General features: G+C 73.4%; 18 protein-coding genes. 12 read left to right on the top strand and 6 right to left on the bottom strand.

Annotated features, from left to right (window positions below):
* Positions 1-3: 3 nt before the first annotated feature.
* The 5 genes from ACZ4V6_RS05110 to ACZ4V6_RS05090 are packed head-to-tail and all read left to right on the top strand — an operon-like array spanning position 4 to position 5832.
* Positions 4-810, top strand: a complete 807-nt coding sequence (locus tag ACZ4V6_RS05110) for a class I SAM-dependent DNA methyltransferase (protein WP_467822615.1) — start codon at positions 4-6, stop codon at positions 808-810.
* Positions 811-855: 45 nt separating this feature from the next.
* On the top strand, positions 856-2457 hold the full coding sequence (locus ACZ4V6_RS05105) for an ABC transporter substrate-binding protein (protein WP_467822614.1): 1602 nt from the start codon (positions 856-858) through the stop codon (positions 2455-2457).
* A complete protein-coding gene (locus ACZ4V6_RS05100; RefSeq protein WP_467822612.1) occupies positions 2454-3404 on the top strand; it encodes an ABC transporter permease in 951 nt (316 codons plus the stop codon). Before ACZ4V6_RS05105 ends, ACZ4V6_RS05100 begins: the two co-directional genes overlap by 4 nt.
* Entirely contained in the window at positions 3401-4222 is an 822-nt protein-coding gene (locus ACZ4V6_RS05095) for an ABC transporter permease (RefSeq protein WP_467822611.1), read from the top strand. Before ACZ4V6_RS05100 ends, ACZ4V6_RS05095 begins: the two co-directional genes overlap by 4 nt.
* Complete coding sequence (locus ACZ4V6_RS05090) at positions 4219-5832, top strand: ABC transporter ATP-binding protein (protein ID WP_467822610.1); 1614 nt, start codon at positions 4219-4221, stop codon at positions 5830-5832. The genes ACZ4V6_RS05095 and ACZ4V6_RS05090 overlap by 4 nt, the downstream gene beginning before the upstream one ends.
* Before the next feature lie 416 nt (positions 5833-6248).
* Here the strand turns inward: ACZ4V6_RS05090 and ACZ4V6_RS05085 are convergent, their stop codons facing one another.
* The 5 genes from ACZ4V6_RS05085 to ACZ4V6_RS05065 all read right to left on the bottom strand — a co-directional run bounded on the left by ACZ4V6_RS05085 (position 6249) and on the right by ACZ4V6_RS05065 (position 12045).
* Positions 6249-7901 (bottom strand): TlrC/CarA/OleB/SrmB family ABC-F type ribosomal protection protein, encoded by a 1653-nt coding sequence (locus ACZ4V6_RS05085; protein WP_467822608.1) that lies wholly within the window; start codon positions 7899-7901, stop codon positions 6249-6251.
* 447 nt (positions 7902-8348) lie between these two features.
* The gene (locus ACZ4V6_RS05080) at positions 8349-9269 is read right to left on the bottom strand and encodes a LysR family transcriptional regulator (protein WP_467822606.1); all 921 of its coding nucleotides are present in this window, start codon (positions 9267-9269) and stop codon (positions 8349-8351) included.
* A 52-nt stretch (positions 9270-9321) separates the two neighbouring features.
* Positions 9322-9900, bottom strand: coding sequence for a Dps family protein (locus ACZ4V6_RS05075; protein ID WP_467822605.1), 579 nt, complete (start codon positions 9898-9900; stop codon positions 9322-9324).
* 417 nt (positions 9901-10317) lie between these two features.
* On the bottom strand, positions 10318-11034 hold the full coding sequence (locus ACZ4V6_RS05070) for an alpha/beta fold hydrolase (RefSeq protein ID WP_467822604.1): 717 nt from the start codon (positions 11032-11034) through the stop codon (positions 10318-10320).
* Between the two features lie 39 nt (positions 11035-11073).
* Positions 11074-12045, bottom strand: coding sequence for an alpha/beta hydrolase (locus tag ACZ4V6_RS05065; protein ID WP_467822603.1), 972 nt, complete (start codon positions 12043-12045; stop codon positions 11074-11076).
* A gap of 356 nt (positions 12046-12401) precedes the next feature.
* Here ACZ4V6_RS05065 and ACZ4V6_RS05060 point away from each other — a divergent pair, with 356 nt between their 5' ends.
* The 7 genes from ACZ4V6_RS05060 (at position 12402) to ACZ4V6_RS05030 (ending at position 20716) form a co-directional block, all read left to right on the top strand.
* Positions 12402-14279 (top strand): amidohydrolase, encoded by a 1878-nt coding sequence (locus ACZ4V6_RS05060; RefSeq protein ID WP_467822601.1) that lies wholly within the window; start codon positions 12402-12404, stop codon positions 14277-14279.
* A 99-nt stretch (positions 14280-14378) separates the two neighbouring features.
* Positions 14379-15041 (top strand): hydrolase, encoded by a 663-nt coding sequence (locus ACZ4V6_RS05055; RefSeq protein WP_467822600.1) that lies wholly within the window; start codon positions 14379-14381, stop codon positions 15039-15041.
* Between the two features lie 46 nt (positions 15042-15087).
* Positions 15088-15621 carry a DoxX family protein gene (locus ACZ4V6_RS05050; protein WP_467822598.1) on the top strand — a complete coding sequence of 178 codons (534 nt, stop codon included), beginning with the start codon at positions 15088-15090 and terminating at the stop codon, positions 15619-15621.
* Complete coding sequence (locus ACZ4V6_RS05045; RefSeq protein ID WP_467822597.1) at positions 15602-16339, top strand: YoaK family protein; 738 nt, start codon at positions 15602-15604, stop codon at positions 16337-16339. The genes ACZ4V6_RS05050 and ACZ4V6_RS05045 overlap by 20 nt, the downstream gene beginning before the upstream one ends.
* Before the next feature lie 546 nt (positions 16340-16885).
* Entirely contained in the window at positions 16886-18130 is a 1245-nt protein-coding gene (locus ACZ4V6_RS05040; RefSeq protein ID WP_467822595.1) for an MFS transporter, read from the top strand.
* 388 nt (positions 18131-18518) lie between these two features.
* Entirely contained in the window at positions 18519-19583 is a 1065-nt protein-coding gene (locus ACZ4V6_RS05035) for an AraC-like ligand-binding domain-containing protein (RefSeq protein ID WP_467822593.1), read from the top strand.
* 137 nt (positions 19584-19720) lie between these two features.
* Positions 19721-20716, top strand: a complete 996-nt coding sequence (locus ACZ4V6_RS05030; RefSeq protein ID WP_467822592.1) for an alpha/beta hydrolase — start codon at positions 19721-19723, stop codon at positions 20714-20716.
* 70 nt (positions 20717-20786) lie between these two features.
* Here ACZ4V6_RS05030 and ACZ4V6_RS05025 read toward each other — a convergent pair whose 3' ends face one another.
* Positions 20787-23084 carry an ATP-binding protein gene (locus tag ACZ4V6_RS05025; RefSeq protein WP_467822590.1) on the bottom strand — a complete coding sequence of 766 codons (2298 nt, stop codon included), beginning with the start codon at positions 23082-23084 and terminating at the stop codon, positions 20787-20789.
* Positions 23085-23141: the final 57 nt, after the last annotated feature.

The raw sequence follows: 23141 nt of genomic DNA, 5'->3' as shown, positions 1-23141 counted from the left end.
GCCATGACGACGACCGCGAGCGCCCGCAACCTGCTCACGGACGACCCCGGGCTGTACGAGGCCCGTTTCCCCGACCCCGGGCGGCTGGCCGGGCGCTGGGCGGAGGACTGCCTGCGCCGGCACGGAGCGGGGCCGCGTGTGCTGGACATGGGCTGCGGCACCGGCCGCGACGCCGCCCGTCTGCACGGTGCCGGCCGGCGGGTGACCGGCGCCGACCTCTCCGAGGCGATGCTCGCCCACGCCCGCGTCCGCCATCCGGGACCGGAGTACGTGCGGGCGGACCTGCACGGCTTCGACCTCGGCCGGGGGGTGTACGACGCCGTGGTGTGCCTGGACAGCGCGCTGCTGTACTGCCACACCAACGACCAGCTCGACGGCTTCCTCGCCTCCTGCCGCCGCGCGCTGTGCCCGGGCGGCCTGCTCGTCGCGGAGATGCGCAACGGCGCGTACTTCCTCGGCCGCACCGACCTGCTCGACGCCCCCGCCGTCCACGCGTTCGTCCGGCGGGGCGTGCGCTACCGCTCCACCACGACGCTCACCGTGGACCGCGCGGCCCAGTTGCTGCGCCGCACCCGCGTGTGGACCGTCGACGGCGTGCCGGAGCCCGTCGAGCAGCGTTCGGCGTGGCGACTGCTGTTCCCGCAGGAGCTGCGGTACGTGCTGACCGCCCACGGCTTCGAGGTGCTGGAGCTGCACGACGGGCCCGGCCCGCGCACTGAACCGCCCTGGCACGAGGGCCTGGAACCCGGCCGCACCACCGACGCCGACCGGCTGCACGTGGTGGCCCGCCTGGCCGGCCCCGCCTCCTGACACCTTCCGGCACGCATCCACCGACACCCACCCGAGGAATTCCGCATGTACGACATGACGTCCCGTCACCGACCCTCCCGCGACCGCTTCCCGGGCCTGCGCCGGCGCGGCTTCCTCGCCGCCGGCGTGGCCGGCTCGCTCGGCGCGCCGGCCCTCACCGGGTGCGTCGGCTCCGGCGACGGCGGCCACGGCGCGGACAAGGGCGGCGTCCCGAAGCGGGGTGGGCGGCTGCGGGCCGCGTTCGTGGGCGGCGGCGCCGGCGAGACCCTCGACCCGCACCTGTCCAACCTGTTCGCCGACGTGGCCCGCGCCAAGGCCCTCTTCGACAAGCTCGCCGACTACGGCGCCGACCTGTCCGCCCGGCCCCGCCTCGCCGAGAGGTGGGAGCCGAACAAGACCCTGGACCGCTGGCGGGTCACCCTGCGCGAGGCCGCCTTCCACGACGGCGGTCCGGTCACGGCCGAGGACGTGCTGTACAGCTACCGCCGCATCGCCGACCCGGAGCGGGCGTTCCGCGCCAAGGCGTCCCTGGAGCCCATCGACCTCGACGCGAGCCGGGCCACGGGGCGGCGGACGGTGGAGTTCGTCCTCAAGCGGCCCACCGCCGAGTTCCCCGACGTCATGGCCGCGTTCGGGGCGTACATCGTGCCCGAGGGCGCGGCCGACTTCGACAGGAGACCGGTCGGTTCCGGCCCGTTCCGCTTCGTGTCGTTCGCCCCGGGCCGCTCCGCGGTGTTCCGCCGCAACGACGACTACTGGGACGGCGCCCCGTACCTGGACGAGATCGAGTTCGTCACCGCCAACGAGGAGTCGGCCCGCGTCAACGCCCTGCTCGGCGGGCAGGTCGAGTACGCCCACGAGCTGAACCCCACCACCGCCCGCGCCCACGAGGGCAGGGGACGGATCGAGATCGTGCGGCTGCGTGGCAGCACCATGCAGGCGTTCTGCATGAAGACCGACCGGCCGCCCTTCGACGACAAGCGGGTCCGCCAGGCGTTCTTCCTCATCGCCGACCGCGCGGAACTGGTCGCCGGCGCCCTGTCCGGCGCCGGCGAGGTGGGCAACGACCTGTTCGGCAAGGGCTACGAGTACTACGCCGACGGCCTGCCCCAGCGCGAGCAGGACCTCGGCAAGGCCCGCGCCCTGCTCAAGCGGGCCGGCGCCGAGGACCTCCGGGTCACCCTGGACACCTCCGCCGTCGCCGCCGGGTTCATCGAGGCCGCCGGCATCTTCCGCGACCAGGCGAGGAAGGCGGGCGTCACCGTCGAGGTGAGGACGGGCAGCAAGGACTCCTACTGGAGCGACATCCTCGACAGCGGCACCCTGTGCTGCTACCGCTCCGGCGCCATGCCCATCGAGGCGCACATCTCCCAGCGGCTGCTCACCGGCTCCACCACCAACGCCACCAAGTGGCGGCACAAGGACTTCGACGCCTTGTACCAGCAGGCCCAGTCCACCCGTGACAAGGCCGCCCGGACCGCGGTGTACGAGCGGATGCAGCGCCGCCTGTACGCGGAGGGCGGCTTCCTCGTCTGGGGCTTCGCCGACTGGATCATCGGCACCGCGCGCGCCGTCCGCGGGGTCGAGACGGACGCGCCCGCCAACACCCTCGACTGGGCCCGGTTCGACAAGGTGTGGCTGGCGTGAGCGGACTGCGCCTCGTCGCCCGGAGGCTGATCACCGGTGCCGTGCAGACCGTGGCCGTGGTGCTGCTGGTCTTCGCGCTCACCGAGGCACTGCCGGGCGACGCCGCCGTCGCCCTCGCCGGGGACCAGCCCGACCCGGCCCGCATCGAGGCCATCCGGGAGGCGATGGAGCTGGACCGACCGGCGTGGGAGCGGCTGGCGGAGTGGACGGCTGGGCTGCTCCACGGCGACCTCGGCACCTCCCTGGCCTCGGGGCGGCCGGTCGGCCGGTACATCGCCGACGGTTTCGGGCCGACCCTGGTGCTGGCGGCGCTCACCGTGGCGCTGCTGGTGCCGGCCGGCGTCGGGCTCGGAGTGCTGGCCGCCCGTCACGAGGGGCGGTTCGCCGACCGGCTGATCAGCTCGGTGACGCTCGGCGTGTACGCGGTGCCCGAGTTCGCCTTCGGGGTGCTGCTGGTGACGGTGTTCGCGCTGCGGCTGGGCTGGCTGCCGCCGACCGCCGTCGGTCACGGCACCGACCTGCTCGGGCACCCGGCGGCACTGGTGCTGCCCGTGCTGGTCCTGCTGTCGCGGCCGGTGTGCTCCCTGGCGCGGCTGGTGCGCGCCGGCATGATCGAGGCGCTCGCCTCCCCGTACGTCGCCCAGGCCCGCCGGTACGGCGTCCCCGGCGTCCGCGTCCGCTACGCCCACGCGCTGCCGAACGCCGCCGCTCCCGCCGCCCAGCAGCTCGCCCGCACCGTCGACTGGCTGCTGTGCGGTGTCATCGTCGTGGAGGCGCTGTTCGTGATCCCGGGTCTCGGCACGGTGCTGCTGGGAGCCGTCGCCGAGCGCGACGTGCCCGTGGTGCAGGGGCTCGCCGTGGTGTTCGGCGTCCTGACCGTCGTACTGAACCTGGGCGCCGATCTGGTGGCACACCGGCTGGCGCCGCGGGCGGGGGCGGCCGCGTGAACGAGCCGCGTACGGGCCGTTTCGCCTTCGGTCTCGCCGTCGTCACCGTGCCGCTGGCCCTCGCCCTCCTCGGTCCGCTGTTCGCGGGGGAACCGGGGCCGCGGGGCGTGTCGTTCACCGTCGGCGGCGGCCACTGGCTGGGCACCGACTTCGTCGGCCGTGACGTGTGGAGGCAGGTGTTGCACGGCGGACGACCGGTCGTGCTGACCGCGCTCGCCGCGACCGTCCTCGCGTACGCCGTGGCCCTGCCCGTGGGGCTGTTCGTCGCGCTCACCCACCGCCGTCGGCTGGAGGAGCTGCTGATGCGGCCGCTGGACGTGGTGCTCGCCGTGCCGTCGCTGCTGCTGGTCCTTCTGACGGCGACCGTGTTCTCGCCCGGGCCCGTGGGTCTGGCGCTGCTGGTCACGCTGGTCAACGTGCCCGACGCGGCCCGTCTGGTGCGCGCCGCCGCCGCCGAGGCCGCCGCGCGTCCCGCCGTGGAGGCGCTGCGCATGCAGGGCGAGACGTGGGGGCGTATCGCCGTCGGCTACGTCGGCTGCTCCATGCTGCGCACGCTGGCCGCCGACGCCGGGACGCGGCTGACCGGGGTGCTCTACCTGGTCGCCACGGCGGCGTTCCTCGGCGTCGGGGTGGCGCCGGACGCCGCCGACTGGGCCGTGATGGTGGACCGCAACCGCACCGGTCTGTTCGTCCAGCCGTGGGCCGTGGTCGTCCCCGCCCTGCTGATCGTCGCCCTGACCACGGGCACCAACCTGCTCTTCGACGCCGCGCTGGACAGCGGCGGGAGCCGGACGCGGAGGAAGGAAGCACGCCCGTGAACGAGGCAGCCGATGTGGCGGGGACCGGTGACGGCAGCGGTGCCGCCGCGCGTGCCGTGGCGCGGATCCGCGACCTGCGCGTCGAGTTCGACGGCCGGGCCGTCGTGGACGGCGTGAGCCTCGACGTCCTGCCCGGCAGGGTCACGGCCCTGGTCGGTGCGTCCGGCAGCGGCAAGACCACCACCGGGCTCGCCCTGCTCGGTGAGTACCCGCCCGGCGCCCGGGTCACCGGCGAGGTGCACCTGCCCGGCACCGGGCCGGTCGGTTACGTCCCCCAGCATCCGGCGACCGTGCTCAACCCCGCCCGCCGCGTCTCCGCGCTGCTCACCGACATCGCCCGCGCCCAGGTGCGCGAGCTGCCGCGCGGCCGGCGCCGGGCGGCGGCCCGCGAACGCGTCCTGCGGGCCCTCGAAGAGGCCCAGCTCTCCGGCGCCGGGTCGCTGCTGCGGCGCTACCCGCACCAGCTCTCCGGAGGCCAGCAACAGCGTGTCGTACTCGCCCAGGCGTTGCTGCTCGGCGCGCGGGTCGTCGTCGCCGACGAACCGACCACCGGGCAGGACGCCCTGACCAAGAGCCGCATCGTCGAGCAGTTCGCGACGGTCGCGGCCCGCGGCATCGGCGTCGTCCTGCTCAGTCACGACCTCGACGTCGTCCGTGCCCTCGCCGACGACGTGCTCGTCATGCGGGCGGGCCGGGTCGTCGAATCGGGTCCGGCCGAGCGGGTGTGGCGAACGCCGCGGCACGCGTGGACCCGCGAACTCCTGGACGCCGAGAGGGGGTTCCGGCCACCGGAGGGCCCCGTGGGCGGCGGTCCGCCGGTGCTGCGGATCCGGGGGCTGACCGCCCGCCACCGCGACGGTGCGCGGGGTCCGGCCGTGGTGCTCCGCGTGACCGAACTGGACCTGCGCGCCGGCGAGTGCCTGGCCGTGGTCGGCCGGTCGGGCAGCGGCAAGACCACCCTGGCCCGCTGCCTGGCCGGGTTGCACCGCGACCACGACGGGGAGGTCCTCCTCGACGGCGTACCGCTCCCCCGCAGCCTGCGCGACCGCGACCGCGGCCGGCTCGCGGCGGTGCAGTACGTCTTCCAGGATGCGCGCGACGCCTTCGACGAGCACCGTCCGGTCTTGACGCAGGTCGCCCGCACGGCGATCCGCCTGCGCGGCACCGACACGGACGCCGCGACGCGGGAGGCACTGGCCACGCTGGGCCGCCTCGGGCTCGCCGAGGAACTGGTGCGGCGTCGTCCGGGCGGGCTCTCCGGGGGCGAACTCCAGCGGGCGGCCCTGGCCCGCGCGCTGCTGGCCCACCCCCGCGTCCTCGTCTGTGACGAGGTCACCTCCGGGCTCGACACGGTCACCCGCCGGAGCATCCTCGACGCCCTGACCGCGCTGGTCCGCGACCGCGACGACCTGTCCCTGGTCCTGATCACCCACGACCTGGACACGGCCGCCCTGGCCCACCGTGTCGCCGTGCTGGACGCGGGCGCGCTGGTGGAACAGGGCCCGGCGCGGCGCGTGCTGACCGAGCCGCGGCACCCCTTCACCGTCTCCCTGGTGGAGACCACCGAACACCTGGCCACCGCCCGGTCCCCTCGGGCCACCGGCCCGTGACGCGCCGCGCACGGTGACGGCCGGCCTCCCCGGGAGAGGGGCCCGGCCGTCCTTCCCCGGCCGGACGGCGACTGCGCTTCGAGGCCCGTCGCGCCGCAGCCCTGTTCACCTTCGCGGTGCGGTCCGGCCGCTCATCACCCGTACCGCCCGGCGAAGAAGCCCTCCGGGGCCGCCTCGGTCGCCTGCCCCGTGGTGACGGACGCGCCCCGTCGCCTGTTCCGCCGCACCCTCGCACGCGGCCCCGCCGGTCCCTGCCGCACGCGCGGCATCGGCGCCGCCCCGGTCCTTGTCCGTGAGCGGTTCGCGCGGTGCCACGGGCAGGCCGGCCGCGGCACCGCACGAGCCGCACGTGGCCGACGGGGTTCACGACGGCCGGGAGAACCCTTCTCGGCCGGACGGAGGGGGGCAGCAATCCATCACGCCGTCAGGACCCTTCCGGCCTCCGGAAGTTGCAGATGATCGCCCTGGAACCGCGCCCGCAGTGCGCGATCGTGGGTGACCAGCACGATCGCCCCCGGGTAGCCGGTCAGTGCCTCCTCCAGTTCCTCGACCAGCGCCGGTGACAGGTGGTTCGTCGGCTCGTCGAGCAGCAGGAGGTCGGCGGGCTCCGAGACCAGTCGTGCCAGATCCACGCGGCGGCGCTGGCCGTACGACAGCTCCCCCATGCGCAGCCGCAGTTCCGCGGGGCGGAAGAGGCCGAGGGCGAGCAGGGCGTCGGCGTGCTCGTCGGCAAAGCCCACGCGACCCAGCCCGAACGCCTCGGCCACCGTCAGATCCGGCGGCCACGGCGTCTCGTCCTGGCGCAGATGACCCACCCGGCCGGGCACCCGCACCGAGCCCTGGTCCGGCCGCAGCTCACCGGCGAGCAGCTTCAGCAGCGTCGTCTTGCCGGCGCCGCTGGGGCCGGTGACGAGGAGCCGGCCGCTGCGGCCGAGGGTGAGGGAGCGCAGGTGCAGGCGGTTTCCCACCCGTACGTCCGACAGCTGGGCGGCGGGGAGTTCGGCGGAGGCGGTGCCGGTGCCTCCGTCCGCCGCGTTCCCCGCCGTCGCCATGCGCGCCGTGAAGGCCAGCGGGTCCGGCGGCGGCGTCACCGGGTTCGCGGTCAGCCGCTCGACCCGCTCGCGGGCGTTGCGGATGCGGGCCATCGCACCGTGCGCCCGGCCGCGGGCCCGGAAGCCGCCGTGGCCGAAGTTGGCCGGCGGCGCCTTGCGCGGGATCGTGGCGAGGCGGACAGCGTGGCCGGCGGCCAGCCGCTCGTTGCGGACCAGTTCGGACCGCCACTCCTCGTGCTCCTGGAGCCGGCGGCGGCGCTCCGCCGCCTTCGCCGTGCGGTAGCCGGTGTAGCCGTCGCCGTAGCGGGTGACCTTTCCCTCCTCGGCCTCCAGGACCGTGGTCGTCAGGCGCTCCAGGAAGACGCGGTCGTGGGTGACCGCGAGCACCGTGCCGCGGTGCGCCCGCAGTTGCGCCTCCAGCCATTCCACGGCCCGATCGTCCAGGTCGTTCGTCGGCTCGTCCAGAAGCAGCAGCTCCGGGCGGCCGGCGAGGACGCCGGCCAGGGCGAGGCGGGAGCGCTCGCCGCCGGAGAGGGTGCCGAGCCGGCGCTCACGGCAGAGAGCCGGCAGGCCCAGGTGGTGCAGCGCGATGTCCACCCGGTGGTCGGCGTCGTATCCGCCTCGGGCCTCGTAGCGTCCGAGGAGCGCGGCGTAGGCGGCGAGGGCCGCCGGGTCCTCGCCGTCACCGAGCTCCTGCTCGGCCCGGCGCAGCTCCGCCTCCAGAGCACGCAGGTCCGCAAGGGCCAGGTCGACGGCGTCCTGGACGGTGGCGGTCGGGGGCAGGGGAAGGGTCTGCGGCAGATAGCCGACGCCGCCTGCGGCGGTCACGGTCACCTCGCCGCTGTCCGGACGCTCCCGACCTGCGACGAGCCTGAGGAGCGTGGACTTGCCGGCGCCGTTGTCGCCGATCAGCCCGGCCTTCTCGCCCGGCTTCAGCGTGAAGGAGACGTGGTCCAGCACGGTGCGGCCGGGGTAGCGCTTGGTGACGTGGCAGAGAGCGACTTGTGAGGTGTGCAAGATCGGATCCCTCCTGGCCGTGCGGGCTTCGGCCCGGGCCGGATCGGGGTGGACGGCTGCGCGGCGAGGCGCGGCGACGGCGGAGCACTGCTCTACGCGGTCGGCGCCGGTGATCTCACAGGGAACCCATGTGAAGGACAGTACGTCACGAGGAGCCATATGACAAGACGATACGTCTCGCCTTGTTGGATGTGTTCGCGCGGACGGCGAGCTGCTCGAACGTGCGTGCAGATCAGAAGCCCCGGCAAGGTGCCGGACGTGACGGTGACGAGGGGCTGAACCATTCGACCGGCGTCGAGGACCTCCGCGTACGAGCCGTCGGCCCCCACGACGGCCTGCCTGTCCGGTCCGGCCGGGCGCTCACGGCCCGCTGGACACCCCCCGCACCACCGCCGTCCCCGGCACCACTGCGGGTCGTCGAAGCGGGTGCCGTCCGTCCGGATCCTGTCATGTGATGTGCTTCAGCAGCGCGGCGACTGCGGGGGGCGCCTCTCCGGGAGGCCGTACCACCATGATCTTCCAGTTCGGGGCGTGCCGCCGGAACGGGTGCCGGCGCAGGTCGTCGAACCGGTCCGCGATCGACCTGGGCATGATGCACACGCCCAGGTCGTTGCGGACCAGTTCGGCCGCCGCGACGATGTCGTTCACCTCGAACGTCGTGCTGTGTTCGACGCCGGCGGCGCGGAAGGCCCGGTCGACCGCGTAGCGGATGGCCCAGCCCGGCGAGAAGTCGACCACGGGCAGTCGGGCGAGGTCGGCGAGGTCGACCTCGCCGTTCGGCTTCGTCGTGGGGAGTTCCCTGCGGGGCGAGGCCACGAGCACCATGTCCTCGCGGGACAACAGGCGGGTGGTCAGTCCGCGTTGCTGTTGCCGGTCCAGTGCCACGACCGCCAGGTCCACGGTGCCGTCGCGCAGGGCCTGGCGGATGTCGGCGACCGCGGCCTGCCGTAGCTGCACCACGACGCCTGGGTGCTCCGTACGCAGCGCGGCCAGTGCGTGGTGCAGCCCTGCCCATACGCCTTGCATGGTGCCGACCGTGATCCGTCCGCGTAGCTGTCCCTTGACGGCGTCGACCGCTTCCCGGGTCAGTTCGGCGGCGCGCAGGGTGGCCCGGGCGGCGGGGACGAAGGCTTCGCCCGCCGGGGTCAGGGCGACGCGGTGCGTGGTGCGGTCGAAGAGGGGAGTGCCCAATTCGCGTTCCAGGGACCGGACCGTGCCGGACACCGCGGACTGGACCACGTGCAGGCGCCGCGCCGCCGCCGTGAAGCCGCCCGTGTCGGCCACCGCGACGATGACTTCCATCTGCCGCAGATCCATCGTCAGCTCCCGCTCGCCCAGCGCCTCGCCCCGTGCGAAGACGACCGTCACCGCTGCATCGTATGCGGGCACGAGCAGCGGCTCGGGCGTCGGCGCAGTGGGTTCAGGAGCGGACGAGGGGCGTGTCCACCAGGTGTTCGGCCAGGAACCAGGACTGCAGCTCGCCGGTCCTGATCACCTGCGAGACGAAGAGGTCGTTGGTGCCGTCGTCGCCCAGTTCGGCGGTGCGCGCGGCGGCGTCGTGGGCCTCGACGAGAATGGTCTCGTGGGCTTCCAGGAGCCGCGACAGCATCGCGGGGACCTCCTCCACGCCGTCCGGGGGCCTCGGGATCGACGTGATCTCCGCGACGTGGCGGGGGTCGCCCACCGCGACGCCGCCGAGTGACTGCACGCGCTCGGCCAGGGCGTCGACGAGTTCCAGCTGCTCACCCGCGTGCTTGTCCAGCACCAGGTGCAGCTGGTAGAAGGTCGCGCCGCGCATCAGCCAGTGGTGCTTCTTGTAGAGGCCGTACAGGATCTGTGTGTCCGCCAGGACCTTGTTCAGGCGCTGGCAGGAGTACATCCGGGCCTCGTACGACAGGCCGAGCGGGAACTGCTTGACGGTCCCGAAGTCCTGGATCACCTCGCCCTTCTGGTGCAGCCACGGCTGGCTGCCGCTCACGTGATGGGAGCTGGTGGTCATGATCCGCCTCCTGCGGTGCCGTGCTGTGTGTACTCCGACGACGCTAGACGGCACCACGGCGTCCACTTGCCCGACAGCGCATGCGCCGATGCCCGCCAGCGCACGGCGGTCGAAACCGGCGTTCGCCGTCGGGCAGGCATCCGTGCGCCGGCGGGCTCCGGCCCTCCCCCGGCCCTTCTGAGGATGCGCCCACCGCGCGCCGGCCGGCCCGAAGCCACACGCGGGACGCCTCGTCGTCGGGAGGAACCAGGTGCTGTCGGCCCGGCCGTCCGGAGCCGTCCGAAGGCGAGTGCGGGCCGCACCGCACCCGCACCGCCCGTGGGGGGGGCGGACAGGGGACGACCACGCGCGAAGGCCGCGCGGTCCCTCCGGGGGACGTCCGCGCGGCCTTCGTGCCGGCTGCCGATGACAGCGGTATCAGGTGGTGGCGCGCACCGCGTCGCGGATCAGCGCGGCGACCTCCTCGGGCCGGGAGACCGCGACGGCGTGCGAGGCGCCGTCGATCTCGACGACCGTCGCTCCGGCCCGCTTCGCGCCGAAGCGCTCCACCTCCGGGTTGATCGCCTCGTCCGCGCCGGCCACGAGCGCCCAGGACGGCTTGGTCCTCCACGCCGCGACCGAGGCCGTCTCCGTGAACGTCGAGGCGGCCAGCGGACGCTGTGCCGCCGCCAGTACCTTGGTGACGGCGGCCGGAACGTCGGCGGCGAAGACGGCCGGGAACGCCTCGGCCTCGATCGTGACCTCGACCGCGGGCTCTCCGCCGTCGACCGGGTACGTCCTCTCCGTGAGATTGCCGGTCAGCGGCGACAGCGGGAAGCGCCCCTGCAGCTCGCCGAGGCTCTCCCCTTCTTCGGGGATGTAGGCCGCGATGTAGACCAGGCCCACGACGTTCTCCGCGGCACCGGCCACGGAGATGACCGCCCCGCCGTAGGAGTGGCCGACCAGGACGACCGGGCCGTCGGTCTGGGAGGCCTGCGAGGCGATGTAGGCGGCGTCGGAGGCCAGGCCGCGCAGCGGGTTCGGCGGCGCCACCACGGGAATGCCCTGGTTCTGCAGCTCCGCGATGACGCCGGACCAGCTGCCGGCGTCCGCGAAGGCACCGTGGACGAGCAGGACGGTCGGAGTGGTGGTCATGCGTGTGCTCCTTGGATCGGGGTGAGTCGGGCCGGCACGTCAGCGGGTGTGCAGCGCGGCGCGCAGGACGGTGACGGCCTGGGTGATGGCGGCCTGGGCGGCGTGGGTCCCGCGCAGGGCGTTGAGCATCACGAAGTCGTGGATGACGCCCTGGTAGCGGACGGCGGTGACGGGCACGCCGGCCTCGCGCAGCTTGTTGGCGTACGCCTCGCCCTCGTCGCGCAGCACGTCGGCCTCGCCGGTGATGACCAGCGCCGGGGGAAGGCCGGTGAGCTGCTCGGTGGTGGCCCGCAGCGGCGAGGCGGTGATCTGGGCGCGCTCCGCCTCGTCGGTCGTGTACTGGTCCCAGAACCACTGCATGCCGTCGCGGCGCAGGAAGTAGCCCTCGGCGAACTGGTGGTAGGAGGGCGTGTCGAAGCTCGCGTCGGTCACGGGGTAGAAGAGGACCTGCGCGGTGAGGGGGACGTCACCGCGTTCCTTGGCCATGAGCGTCAGCGCCGCGGTCATGTTGCCGCCGACGGAGTCGCCGGCCACGGCCAGCCGCGTGCCGTCCAGCCCCTTGGCCGCGCCCTGCCGGACGACCCACCGGGCGACGGCGTAGTTCTGCTCGACGGCCACGGGGTAGCGGGCCTCGGGCGAGAGGTCGTACTCGGGGAAGACCACGGCGGCCTCGGCGCCGACGGCGAGTTCGCGCACCAGGCGGTCGTGGGTGTGGGCGTTGCCGAAGACCCAGCCGGCGCCGTGGATGTAGAGGATCACCGGCAGGGTGCCCTCGGCCCCGGCGGGCTTGACGATGCGGGCGCGGACGCTGCCCGTCGGGCCGCCGGAGACGGTGGTCCATTCTTCGTCGACGTCCGGCAGGGCGATCTCGCCGGACTGCACCTCGTCGACGGCCTTGCGGCCCTCGGCCGGCGGCAGGTCGAACAGGTAGGGCGGGTTGGCGGTCGCCTCGGCGAACGCGGCGGCGGCCGGTTCCAGTACGGGCTGAACCGGCTCGGCGGTGTGCGACATGTGAACTCCTGGGACTCGTGCTCGTGCCGGCGTTTCCGGCGAAGCGGCCCTCGGCGGATCGGGGATCCGCCGGGCCGGCCACCGCCACGCTAGGAGCGCGTGGACAGCCGCTGTTGCCCGCCTGCGCACCGCCTCTGACCTCACCGTGCACGGTGGGGCGTCGAGTGCGCTGTCGGGCAAGTTCCCGTGCGCCGACCAGAAACCGGGCCAGGACCGTCCGGCATAGCGTGACCGGCGAAGCAGCCGCAGCACGGTCCCTCGTGCGCCTCGCCGCGACCCCGTCCGGCTCGAGCACGCGGCCCCGACACGGATCCCACGCCGTACGTCCCGCAGGAGGTTGTCGAAAGGTGTCCACGATGCCGGTAGGCGGGCTGATTCCCCGCGCCACCGACGACGCGGCGGACCTCGTCGTCCGCAACGCCAAGATCCACACCGGCGATCCCCGTCTCCCGCAGGCCGAGGCGATCGCCATCCGCGACGGCGTCATCACCGTCGTCGGCGGTGACAAGGACGTGGCCGGCCAGGTCGGACCCGCCACGAGAGTGGTCGACGCGCTCGGCCGCAGGATGCTCCCCGGCCTCAACGACGCCCATCTGCACGTGATCCGCGGCGGCCTCAACTACGTGCTGGAGCTGCGCTGGGACGGCGTCCGGAGCCTGCGGCAGGGCCTGGCCATGCTGCGGGAGCAGGCGGCCCGCACGCCCGAGGGCCAGTGGGTGCGGGTGGTCGGCGGCTGGTCGGCCGAGCAGTTCGCCGAGCGGCGGCTGCCCACCGTCGCCGAGCTGAACGCCGCCGCACCGGACACCCCCGTGTTCGTGCTGCACCTGTACCAGTCCGCGGTCCTCAACCGCGCGGCGCTCAAGGCGGTGGGCTACGACAAGGACACCCCCGACCCACGGGGTGGCCAGATCATGCGGGGACGCGACGGCGAACCCACGGGCATGCTGCTGGCGGCCCCGAGCGCCCTGATCCTCTACTCGACCCTGGCCAAGGCACCGGTACTGGACGAGGAGCACCGGAAGACCTCCACGCGTCACTTCCTGCGGGAGCTGAACCGGTTCGGACTCACTTCGGCGATCGACGCGGCGGGCGGGTTCCAGAACTTCCCCGGCAACTACGAGACGGTCACGGAACTGGCCAGGGAGGGCGAGCTGTCCCTGCGCATCGCCTACCACCTCTTCCCGCAGACCGCGGGCCAGGAGATCGACGACCTCACCCGCTGGATCGGCATGGTCCGCCCCGAGGACGGCGACGAATGGCTCCGCCTCAACGGCGCCGGGGAGAACCTCACCTGGGCGGCGGCGGACTTCGAGAACTTCGCCGAGCCGCGCCCCGAGCACGCCCCCGACTACGAGGCGGAGTTCGAGAGGGCCGTGCGTCTCCTCATGGAGAACGGCTGGGGCTTCCGCCTGCACGCCACCTACGACGAGACCATCCGCCGCGACCTCGCCGTGTTCGAGAAGCTCGCCGCCGAAGGGCTCTTCCCCGGCGGGAACCGTTGGCTGTTCGACCACGCGGAGACCGTGTCGGCCGACAGCCTCGACCGCATCGTCGCCCTCGGCGGAGCCATGTCGGTGCAGAACCGGCTGTCCTTCCAGGGCGAGGCGTTCGTCCGCCGCTACGGGATCGGAGCCGCCGCGGACGCGCCGCCGATCCGGGCGATGCTGGACCGGGGCCTGACCGTCGGCGCCGGCACCGACGCCACCCGGGTCTCCTCGTACAACCCGTGGGTCGCCCTGCACTGGCTGGTCACCGGCCGTACGGTCGGCGATCTGACCATCCGTCCGCCGCACAACCGGGTCGACCGGGAAACGGCGCTGGAGATGTTCACCACGGCCGGTGCCGCGCTCACCGGTGAGCAGGACCGCAAGGGTGTCCTGCGCCCGGGCTTCCTCGGAGACCTCACCGTGCTGTCCCAGGACTACTTCACGGTTCCGGACCCGGAGATCGCGCACATCGAGGCCCTGCTGACGGTCGTCGGCGGCCGGATCGTCTACGCCGCCGGCGAGTACGAGGGCGTCGACGAGCAGGTGCCTGCGGTGACGCCCGAGTGGAGCCCGGTGGCACACTTCGGCGGCTACCAGGCGGCCCCGGCGCCGGGCAGGTCGGGAGTCCGCCAGGCCGAACTCCTCGGCGAGGCCGCCGCCGAGTCGGAACAGCACCGGCAGTGGCGGGCCCGCCGCGGCCTCGCTCCGGAGCACGACGGCCCGGTCCTCGACCCCTGCTTCCTCTGAGCCGGACGCACCGCGATCGAGCCGGCCCCAAGACCTTCTCCCCCACCTCACGGACGACCGTCCGTGAACGTCGTGCACCACTCACCGAAAGGCATACTCATGGTCGACATCGCCGAGGTCACCGCTGCTCCCGCCCCGGACCTGCTGACCCCTGACAACTGTGCGGTGCTGTTCGTGGACCACCAGCCGCAGATGTTCTTCGGCACGGGCAGCGGCGACCGCACCGCCATCATCAACGCGACCGTCGGTCTGGCGAAGGCCGCCAAGGTCTTCGACGTTCCCGTCGTGCTGAGCACCGTGGCCGCCGAGTCCTTCTCGGGCCCGCTCATGCCGCAGCTGGCGGACGTCTTCCCCGGCCAGAAGATCATCGACCGCAGCACGATGAACGCCTGGGAGGACGAGGCCTTCGTCGAGGCCGTCAAGGCGACCGGCCGCGAGAAGCTCGTCATCGCCGGCCTGTGGACCGAGGTCTGCGTCGTCCTGCCCGCGCTGTCCGCGCTCGCCCAGGACTACGAGGTCTACGTCGTCACCGACGCGTCCGGCGGGGTCAGCCCCCAGGCCCACGAGCACGCCGTCCAGCGGATGGTCCAGGCCGGCGCGGTGCCGGTGACCTGGGTGCAGGTGCTCCTCGAACTCCAGCGTGACTGGGCGCGCACCGAGACGTACCTGCCCGTCATGGACGTCGTGAAGGAGCACGGCGGCACCTACGGTCTCGGTGTCGTCTACGCGCAGGCCGTCATCGGCGAGCACGCCGCCGGCTGACTCGTTTCCCACAGGTGACGGACGTCAGGAACAGGCGGACAACGCGATGGACAGCGGATTGTTGGTGCTCCGGCTGGTGGTGGGACTCCTCGTCGCCGGGCACGGAGTGCAGAAGGTCAGTTTCCGGCTGGGGGGTGACGGGCTGGCCGGAGGCACCGAGGAGTTCCGCCGGGACGGCTTCCGCGGTGGGAGACTCACCGCGCTCGTCGCGGGCGGCAGCCAGATCGGTGCCGGCCTGTTCCTGGCGGCCGGTCTCCTCACTCCCCTGGCGGCGACGGCCGCCATGGGAGTGATGACGGTGGCCGCCACCGTCAAGTGGCACAAGGGGCTGTGGGTCCAGAACGACGGCTACGAGTACCCGCTGGTCCTCGTGGCCGTCGCCGCGGCCCTCGCGCTCACCGGCCCGGGTCGCTGGTCGCTCGACCATCTCCTCGGGCCGGTCCCCCGGCCGCTGTGGGTCTCCCTCACGGCGATCGTCCTCGGCCCGGCCAGTGGACTGGTCACCCGCGCCGCGCTGCGGCGCCCCGCCGCCGGTGGCACGACGAACGGAAGGACGCGGCATGCGAAGGCTGCTGGCTGACGCCGCCCGGACACTCGTCCCGCCGAGGGGCGACCGGCACGGACCCCTGCCGCCGCTGATGCTGGTGCTGACGGTGGTGACCGGTCTCGTCGACGCCGTGAGCTATCTGGCGCTCGGCCGGGTCTTCGTCGCCAACATGACCGGCAACGTGGTCTTCCTCGGCTTCGCCCTGGCGGGCGCGCCGGGGCTGTCCGTATCCGCATCCATCGTCTCGATGGTGTCGTTCCTCACCGGAGCACTGGCCGGAGGGCGGTTCGGCACCCGGTTCGCGGCGCACCGCGGCCGGTTGCTGGCCGCGACGACAGCCGTCCAGGCCGTCCTCGTCGCCGGGACGGTGACCGCGGCCGCGATCGCGCACGGCGAGGTGACCAGCCCGGTCCGCTACACCCTGATCGTGCTGCTCGGCATCTCCATGGGCATGCAGAACGCCGTCGCCCGGCGGCTCGGCGTCCCGGACCTCACCACGACCGTCCTGACACTCACCCTGACAGGACTGGCCGCGGACTCCTCCCCGGCCGGCGGGGCGGCCCCCCGGCCCGGTCGGCGCGTCCTCTCCGTCCTCGCCATGTTCCTCGGGGCCCTCGTGGGCGCCCTGCTCCTGGAACACGCCGAACTCCTCCTCGTTCTGGGGCTGTCACTGCTGCTGCTCGTGGTGACGTCGACAGCCGCACACCGCCTGTCGGCCTCCGACCCCGCCTGGACCAGACCGCCGTCATGAGGCTCGCGGCCGGTCCGGCTCGAGCGCCACCGGGGCGGCGCTCGAGCCGGACGGCCTCGAACCTCCCCGGCGTCCTGCTCGCGCCGCCCTCCGGTGTGCCGGCCGACCGTCACGGCCGGCCCAGGGCGCTCCTGGCCGTCCGGTTCACCATGCCTGCCGTCCCCGCCGCATCGACCGTGCTCGCGTTCCAGGACGCCCTCGCCCCGGGCATCCTTCCCGGTCCCGCCCTCCTGCCGGGCTGCGGCACGGCACCGAGGCGAAACGGTCACGAGGACCACTCACGGGGCTCCTGCCCAAAAGTGCCCGGGAGGAGAGACCCCGGACGCGGGCGAGGAGGCCACGGGCGAGACCGAGCCGTCGCGCTCCGGCTCCGCCGGCTCATCTCCGATCGAGATGACTGACTTCACGAACCATCGCACCTGGTGCGGAAGACCGGGGCACGGCCGGACGCTTACGCCTGCGTGACGGCACCGAAGAAGCTGCCGGCCACCGCGCAACGCTTCCGTCCCGAGCCCGTCCTCCGGCTCTCCCGTCAAGAAGGTGTACATGTCCGAATCAACCGACGCCCAGAGCCCGCACCGCTCCGAGACCGCTGTGACTTCACCTGCCGTGCCGGGCCGGCTGGTCGCGCTCCTGGCCGTCGCCTCCGGCATGACGGTGGCCAACCTCTACTACGCCCAACCCCTGCTGTCCACGCTGAGCGATGTGTTCGGCATCAGCACGGCCACGGCCGGCGCCCTGATCACCCTCACCCAGGCCGGCTACGTGATCGGCATGCTCTTCGTGGTCCCGCTGGGCGACCGGCTGGAGAAGCGCAACCTGATCACCGTCCTGCTCACGGTCACGGTCCTCTCCCTCCTGGCGGCGGGACTGGCCACCAGTTTTCCCATGCTGCTGATCGCGTCGCTGGTCAGCGGCGCCACCTCGGTCGTCGCCCAGGTCCTGGTGCCCCTTGCCGCCGGCCTCGCTCCCGACCACGCCCGGGGCCGTGTCGTCGGCCGGGTGATGAGCGGCCTGCTCACCGGCATCCTGCTCTCCCGCACGCTCAGCAGTCTGGTCTCGGACCTCGCCGGCTGGCGCGTCGTCTTCCTCGGCTCCGCGGCCCTGACGGCCGTACTCGCCGTGGCCCTGCGCGCAGCCCTGCCACAGCACGCGCCCACCACGTCCCTTCCCTACCACCGCGTGCTGCGCTCCACCTTCGAACTGGTACGCACGCACCCCGCGCTGGTGCGCCGCGGTCTCTACCAGGCGGCCATGTTCGGCGCCTTCAGCGCGTTCTGGACCACGGTCTCGTTCGTCCTGACCGGCCCCCGGTTCCACTACTCATCGGTCGGAGTCGGTGTGTTCGCCCTCGTCGGCGCGGCCGGTGCGGCCGTCGCCCCGTTCGCCGGTCACTGGGCCGACCGGGGGCTCGTGCGCCCCATGACCGGCATCGCCTTCGTGGTGGCCACTTCGGCCTTCGTTCTCGCCGGGTTCGGCGGACACAGCGTCGTCCTGCTCGCCCTGGCCGCGATCCTCATCGACGTGGCCGTCCAGGCCGGCCTCGTCCTCGGCCAGCACACCGTCTACCAGCTCGATCCCGCCGCCCGCGCCCGCCTCAACAGCGCCTTCATCGCCATGTTCTTCGCCGGCGGCGCAGCAGGTTCCCAGCTCGGCTCCGTCCTCTACCACGCCGGAGGCTGGAGCGCCCTGACCGTTCTCGGCGCCGCCCTTCCGCTCGTCGCCCTCCTCTACTGGAGCACCGAACGGCGGGAGCACGCGGCGGCGGAACAGGGCACGACGGGCCCGTGACGCTGCCACGGTGGCCATCGCGCAGAGCACGCGCCGAGGACGGCGCGGGGGCCGGACCGCGCCGTGCGCACGGGGGACGCGCACCCGGCGGGTGACGAGCCGGCGCCGTCCGGGCGCCCGAGCCCCACTCCTGCTGCCCGTCTCCGCTCGCGTGATTTCTGCCTGCGGTTCTGCCTGGGCTCGACAGCCGTGCGCTGCTTGGCTGTTCCTCGCGGGTAGGAACCGGGCCTCGCCGAAGCGGCACGGTTGTGCTCCGGCGAGGCCGCCGCCCGTACGAGGAAACGTCCGGCCCTGCCGGGCACCGGCCGCCGTCGCCCAGGGAGAGGCGGCCGTCCGTTCCGTTCCCGTGCCTCGCAGCCCTCGGACGTTCCCCTGAGCGGAGAGCAACGTGAGCTTGGTGCTGACAACCACTTCCGTACCGGACCAGGACAAGGTCGCGTACTGGAACGAGGTGGTGAGCAGGACGCTGGTGCCGATGACGGTCACCCCGCGGGGCGACGGCCCGTTCGACGGCCGGATCGCCACCCACCGCCTCGGGTATCTCCAGGTCTCCACCCTGGAGGCCGATGCAGAACGGGTCAGCCGCACCCCGGCGCTGATCGCCCGGTCGTCCGAGGCGCTGATGGCGGTCGGAGTCCAGATATCCGGCACGGCCACCTTCGTCCAGGACGACCGGCGGGCGGAGATGTGCGAAGGAGACCTGGTGGTGTACGACACGACACGGCCGTACTCCTTCGACTATCCGCGGCGATTCGCCGCGCACGTCTTCCAACTGCCCCGCCGCGCCCTGGGTGTGCCGGACAGCGACATCCGCCGGGTGACGGGCGATGCCATCGGCACGGAGGACGGCTTCGGCGCGGTGCTGCTCCCCTTCCTGGCCACCCTCGCCTCCTCGGCCGGCAGCTACCCCGCGGCCGTTGCGACCCGGCTGGCCGGCAACGTCGTGGACCTGCTCGCCACCCTGGTCGCCGAACGGGTCCACCCCGGCGGCGCCGCCCCGGACACCGCCCGCGGCCACCTGCTGATCCGGGTCCGCGAACACATCGACCGGAACCTGGGTGACCCGGGTCTGTCTCCGGAGAGCATCGCCCGGGAATTCCGGATCTCCGTCCGGTACCTGCACCGGTCGTTCGAAGGCGAGGGGATCACGGTCGCCCGGCTCATCCAGCAACGGCGGCTGGAGGAGTGCGGCCGGGAACTGGCCCGCCGCGCCAGGACGGTTCCCACCGTGTCCTCGGTGGCTCAGCGGTGGGGCTTCGTCAGTCCCGCCCACTTCAGCCGTGCCTTCCGCGCCGCCTACGGCGTCTCCCCTCGTGAATGGCGGAGCCTGCGCACCGCCCAGGACCAGGGCGGGCGACCGCCGGCCGACGCGCCGACACCGTCGTCGGCGGGGGCCGACCGGCCAGGGACCGGCTTCCCGGACCCGGCGAGCAGGGTGCCTTCGGGGCCGTGAGCGCCTGCCCCGTGCCCGCGCCGGCACCGCCCGGTCCCCGCGGCCGCACCCTCGCCGCCCCTCGCTCCGGTCACGTACCCGGTGCGCCGCACCACCGCCTCGCCCCGTCCCGCTAGGCCTTCTCGGCTGGAGACCGTATGACCGACTTCGCCCCCTCTCCCCACCCCCGTACGGTCCTGAACCGGTCCACCCGGGCGTTCGTGGACAGGTACGGCTGCCCACGGCCGGCGCACGCCCCGGACCCGGAACAGGCGAGGCTGGTTCTGGCCCGCATCCAGGCGCGGGGCGGCGCCGGCCCTCTCGACGAGGAAGCCACCTCCACCCAGTGGTTCACCCTGCCGGGCGGCCCGACCGGTCACGTACGGGTGCAGGTGGTCAGGCCCTCCGACAGCACCGGCAGGATGCCCGTCGTGCTCTTCCTGCACGGGCTGGGCTGGGTCCTGGGGAACGCCGGCACCCACGAGCGCCTGGTGCGCGCGTTCGCCCTCGGCACGGACGCGGCCGTCGTCTTCGTCGAGTACCGGCGCGCCCCGGAGGCGCAGTACCCGGTCGCCGTCGAGCAGTGCTACGCGGTGGCGAGGTGGATCTGTGAGCGGGGCGGGGAGATCGGCCTGGACGGGAGCCGGATGGCCGCCGTGGGCGACTCGGCCGGCGGCAACCTGGTGGCGGCGCTGACCTTGCTCGCCAAAGAGCGCGGTGACGTGCGTCTGCTGCAGCAGGTGCTGCTGTGCCCGGTCACCGACGCCGACTTCGACACCCCTTCGTACCAGGAGTTCGCCGAGGGGTACTTCGTCGGCCGCGAGACCATGCGTTGGTTCTGGGACCAGTACCTGCCCGACGTGCGGCAGCGGAGCGCGGCCACCGCATCGCCGCTGAGGGCGACCGTGGACCAGCTCACCGGACTTCCCCCGGCACTGGTGGTCACCAGCGAGGCCGACGTGGTACGCGACGAGGGCGAAGCCTATGCCGCCAAGCTGCGTGCGGCCGGCGTGGCGGTGGTCTCCATGCGCTACCACGGCACCATCCACGACTTCATGGTGCTCGATCCGCTGTGCGACACCGACACCGCCCGTGCCGCCCTCGTCCAGGCTCTCGACACCGTGCACGTCGCTCTGCACCGGCATCGCGGATGACCCTGGTCCTTCGCCTCCCGCCTCCCGGCGGCCTCACCGAAGCCGGCCGGGCCACGGCGGCAGGCGTCCCTCACACGGCCGGGAGCGAGTCCAGGAGCTCCTGCGCCTTCTTCAGGACCACGCTGTCGGCCGCGTCGCCGAGGTCGAGGGCCTGGCTCAGGCAGGAGCGGGCTTCCGTGCCTTCTCCCAGTCCGATCAGGGCCTCGCCCAGACCCACGAGCGCGCTTCCCTCCATGTGGGGCATGCCGACGCGCTGGAACTGGGCCACGGCCTCGCGGTGGTGGCCGGCGGCCTCGCTCCACTGCTTCAGGGCGGTGTGGTCGAGACCGAGCGCGTAGGTCGTGTGGGCACGGGTCATGTCGGAGACGTGCCCGCTGACCGGGCGGTCCGGCGCGTCGAGGAAGGCGATGATGCGTCTGTGCTGGGCCCGCGCTTCCTCGGCACGGCCGAGGAAGCGCAGGGCGGAACCGTAGGTGACCATGGCGCCCAGCCAGCCCTCGCAGTCGTCGGCCTTTTCGTACAGGTCTATGGAGGCGAGGGACTTCTCGGCGGCCGCCCGGGCCTCGCCGAGCTTCCGGTGCGCGGCTGCCGCGTGCGACAAGGCCGAGGCCTGCTGGGGGACGTTCCCGGCTCGGCGAGCGCACCGCAGGCCTTCCTCGGCCTGTTCGATGGCCTCGCGGTACCTGTGGTCGCACTCGATCAGGGCCCAGGCGTGCATGTTGTGGTGGAAGGCCTGCAGGCCGGGGTCGCCCAGCGCGGCGGCGGCCCGGCTGGAGAGGTGGTAGACCTCGGACCAGTGCCCCCAGAAAACCCACAGATCGCAGAACCACTCCATGGCATCGGCGGTCTCCACGACCCGGGTGTGCTCGCCCTTGCGCGCGGCGCTGTGCAGCGCCGCGCGCCAAGAGGGGGCTTCGCTCTGGAGCCACGCCCGGGCCTCCTCGGCGTCCTCCAGGGCGACCAGGCCCTGCCAGGAGGACGGCGGAGCCCCGTACCGGGGCTTGTACCAGCGGCCGGCGACCACGGCTGTCTCCAGCAGCCAGGCGCGCAGCCGGTCCTCGGCGGCTTCCCGCGGGCCCGGTTCCTCCTCCTGGGACAGCCGTGCGCGGGCGAACAGCCGTATCAGGTCGTGCAGTTGGTAACGGCCGGTGAAGGCGGCCTGCAGCAGTCCGGCCTCGACCAGCTCCTCCATCACGTCCTCGGCCTCGAAGACCCCCGTCCCGGTCAGCGCCGCGCCGTACGCGGCGGTCATGTCCGGGCCGGGGACCAGGCTCAGCAGCCTCAGCATCCGTGCGGCCTGGCCGCTCAGCTCCCGGTAGGACAGCTCGAACGCCGCCTCCACCCGCACGTCACCCGCTGCCAGGGCGCCCAGACGGCGCTCCTCGTCGGCCAGGCGGCGGACCAGGTGGTCGACACTCCAGCCGGACCGCACGGTCAGCCAGTTTCCCGCCACGCGCAGGGCCAACGGCAGACGTCCGCACAGCTCCGCCACCCGGGCCACGGCTGCGGCTTCCGCGTCCGCCCGTTCCGCGCCCAGGATGCGGCGCAACAGCTCGACCGCCTCGTCCTGCGCCATCTCCGACAGCGACAGCCGGTCGACGTCCTCCAGCCCCGTCAACGGCCTCCGGCTGGTGACCACCACCAGGCTCCGCCCGCCCGCGGGCAGCAGCGGACGCACCTGCCCCTCGTCGCGCGCGTTGTCCAGTACGACCAGGCACCGCCGTTCGCCCAGCAGCGCTCTCAGCAACCCCGCGCGCCCGGCCGCGTCCTCCTGTGCCAGCCGTCGATCCGACACGCCCAGGGCCTTCAGCAGCTTCAGCAGCGGCTCGGCCGGGTCCACGGGAGCGTCCACCCCGCGCAGGTCCACGACGAAGCACCCGTCGGAGAACGACTCCGCCAGGTCCGCCACCGCCTTCAGCGCCAGCGTCGTCTTCCCGCACCCCGGGGGGCCCGAGACGACCGACACCGGCACGCCCCCGCCGGTCCCCGCCCGTTCCGCCGCTTCCCGCAGCCGGGCGAGTTCCGGACCGCGCCCCGTGAAGTCCCCCACCGATCGCGGCGGCACCGTCGTCCCGGCCACCGCGACCGCACGCGTCGCACGCCCGGCCCGCGCGGCGGCGAGCAGGGCCTCCCGCTCCCGCTCCGCGAGCCCCAGCCCCTCCGCCAGCGCCACCACCGTACGGCGCTGCGGAACCCGGCTGCGCCCCCGCTCCATGTCACCGATCGCCCGGACGCTGACACCCGACGTCCCGGCCAACTCCTCCATCGTCAGGCGCGCCTGCTGCCGCAGAGCACGCAGAACGACCCCGAACGGCTTCTGCCCGGACATGATCACCCCTGTTCTCCCCGGACCGAAGAATAGCTTCATCCCGCAAACTGTTGAACATTCATGGAATATGGAAGTGTGCCGCCCCCACACCGGCGC

It is taken from the genome of Streptomyces sp. NPDC029152, from assembly GCF_055564355.1.
Note: the sequence above shows the minus strand (reverse complement) of the source record. Positions and strands in the feature narration are given on the sequence as shown.

Excerpts from the sequence above, each read along its gene's own strand:
- ACZ4V6_RS05110 (WP_467822615.1), top strand. The coding sequence starts at position 4 with ATGACGACGACCGCGAGCGCCCGCAACCTGCTCACGGACGACCCCGGG.
- ACZ4V6_RS05055 (WP_467822600.1), top strand. The coding sequence starts at position 14,379 with ATGGTCGACATCGCCGAGGTCACCGCTGCTCCCGCCCCGGACCTGCTG.
- ACZ4V6_RS05075 (WP_467822605.1), bottom strand. The coding sequence starts at position 9,900 with ATGACCACCAGCTCCCATCACGTGAGCGGCAGCCAGCCGTGGCTGCAC.
- ACZ4V6_RS05045 (WP_467822597.1), top strand. The coding sequence starts at position 15,602 with ATGCGAAGGCTGCTGGCTGACGCCGCCCGGACACTCGTCCCGCCGAGG.
- ACZ4V6_RS05030 (WP_467822592.1), top strand. The coding sequence starts at position 19,721 with ATGACCGACTTCGCCCCCTCTCCCCACCCCCGTACGGTCCTGAACCGG.
- ACZ4V6_RS05025 (WP_467822590.1), bottom strand. The coding sequence starts at position 23,084 with ATGAAGCTATTCTTCGGTCCGGGGAGAACAGGGGTGATCATGTCCGGG.
- ACZ4V6_RS05060 (WP_467822601.1), top strand. The coding sequence starts at position 12,402 with ATGCCGGTAGGCGGGCTGATTCCCCGCGCCACCGACGACGCGGCGGAC.
- ACZ4V6_RS05040 (WP_467822595.1), top strand. The coding sequence starts at position 16,886 with ATGTCCGAATCAACCGACGCCCAGAGCCCGCACCGCTCCGAGACCGCT.
- ACZ4V6_RS05105 (WP_467822614.1), top strand. The coding sequence starts at position 856 with ATGTACGACATGACGTCCCGTCACCGACCCTCCCGCGACCGCTTCCCG.
- ACZ4V6_RS05070 (WP_467822604.1), bottom strand. The coding sequence starts at position 11,034 with ATGACCACCACTCCGACCGTCCTGCTCGTCCACGGTGCCTTCGCGGAC.
- ACZ4V6_RS05065 (WP_467822603.1), bottom strand. The coding sequence starts at position 12,045 with ATGTCGCACACCGCCGAGCCGGTTCAGCCCGTACTGGAACCGGCCGCC.
- ACZ4V6_RS05050 (WP_467822598.1), top strand. The coding sequence starts at position 15,088 with ATGGACAGCGGATTGTTGGTGCTCCGGCTGGTGGTGGGACTCCTCGTC.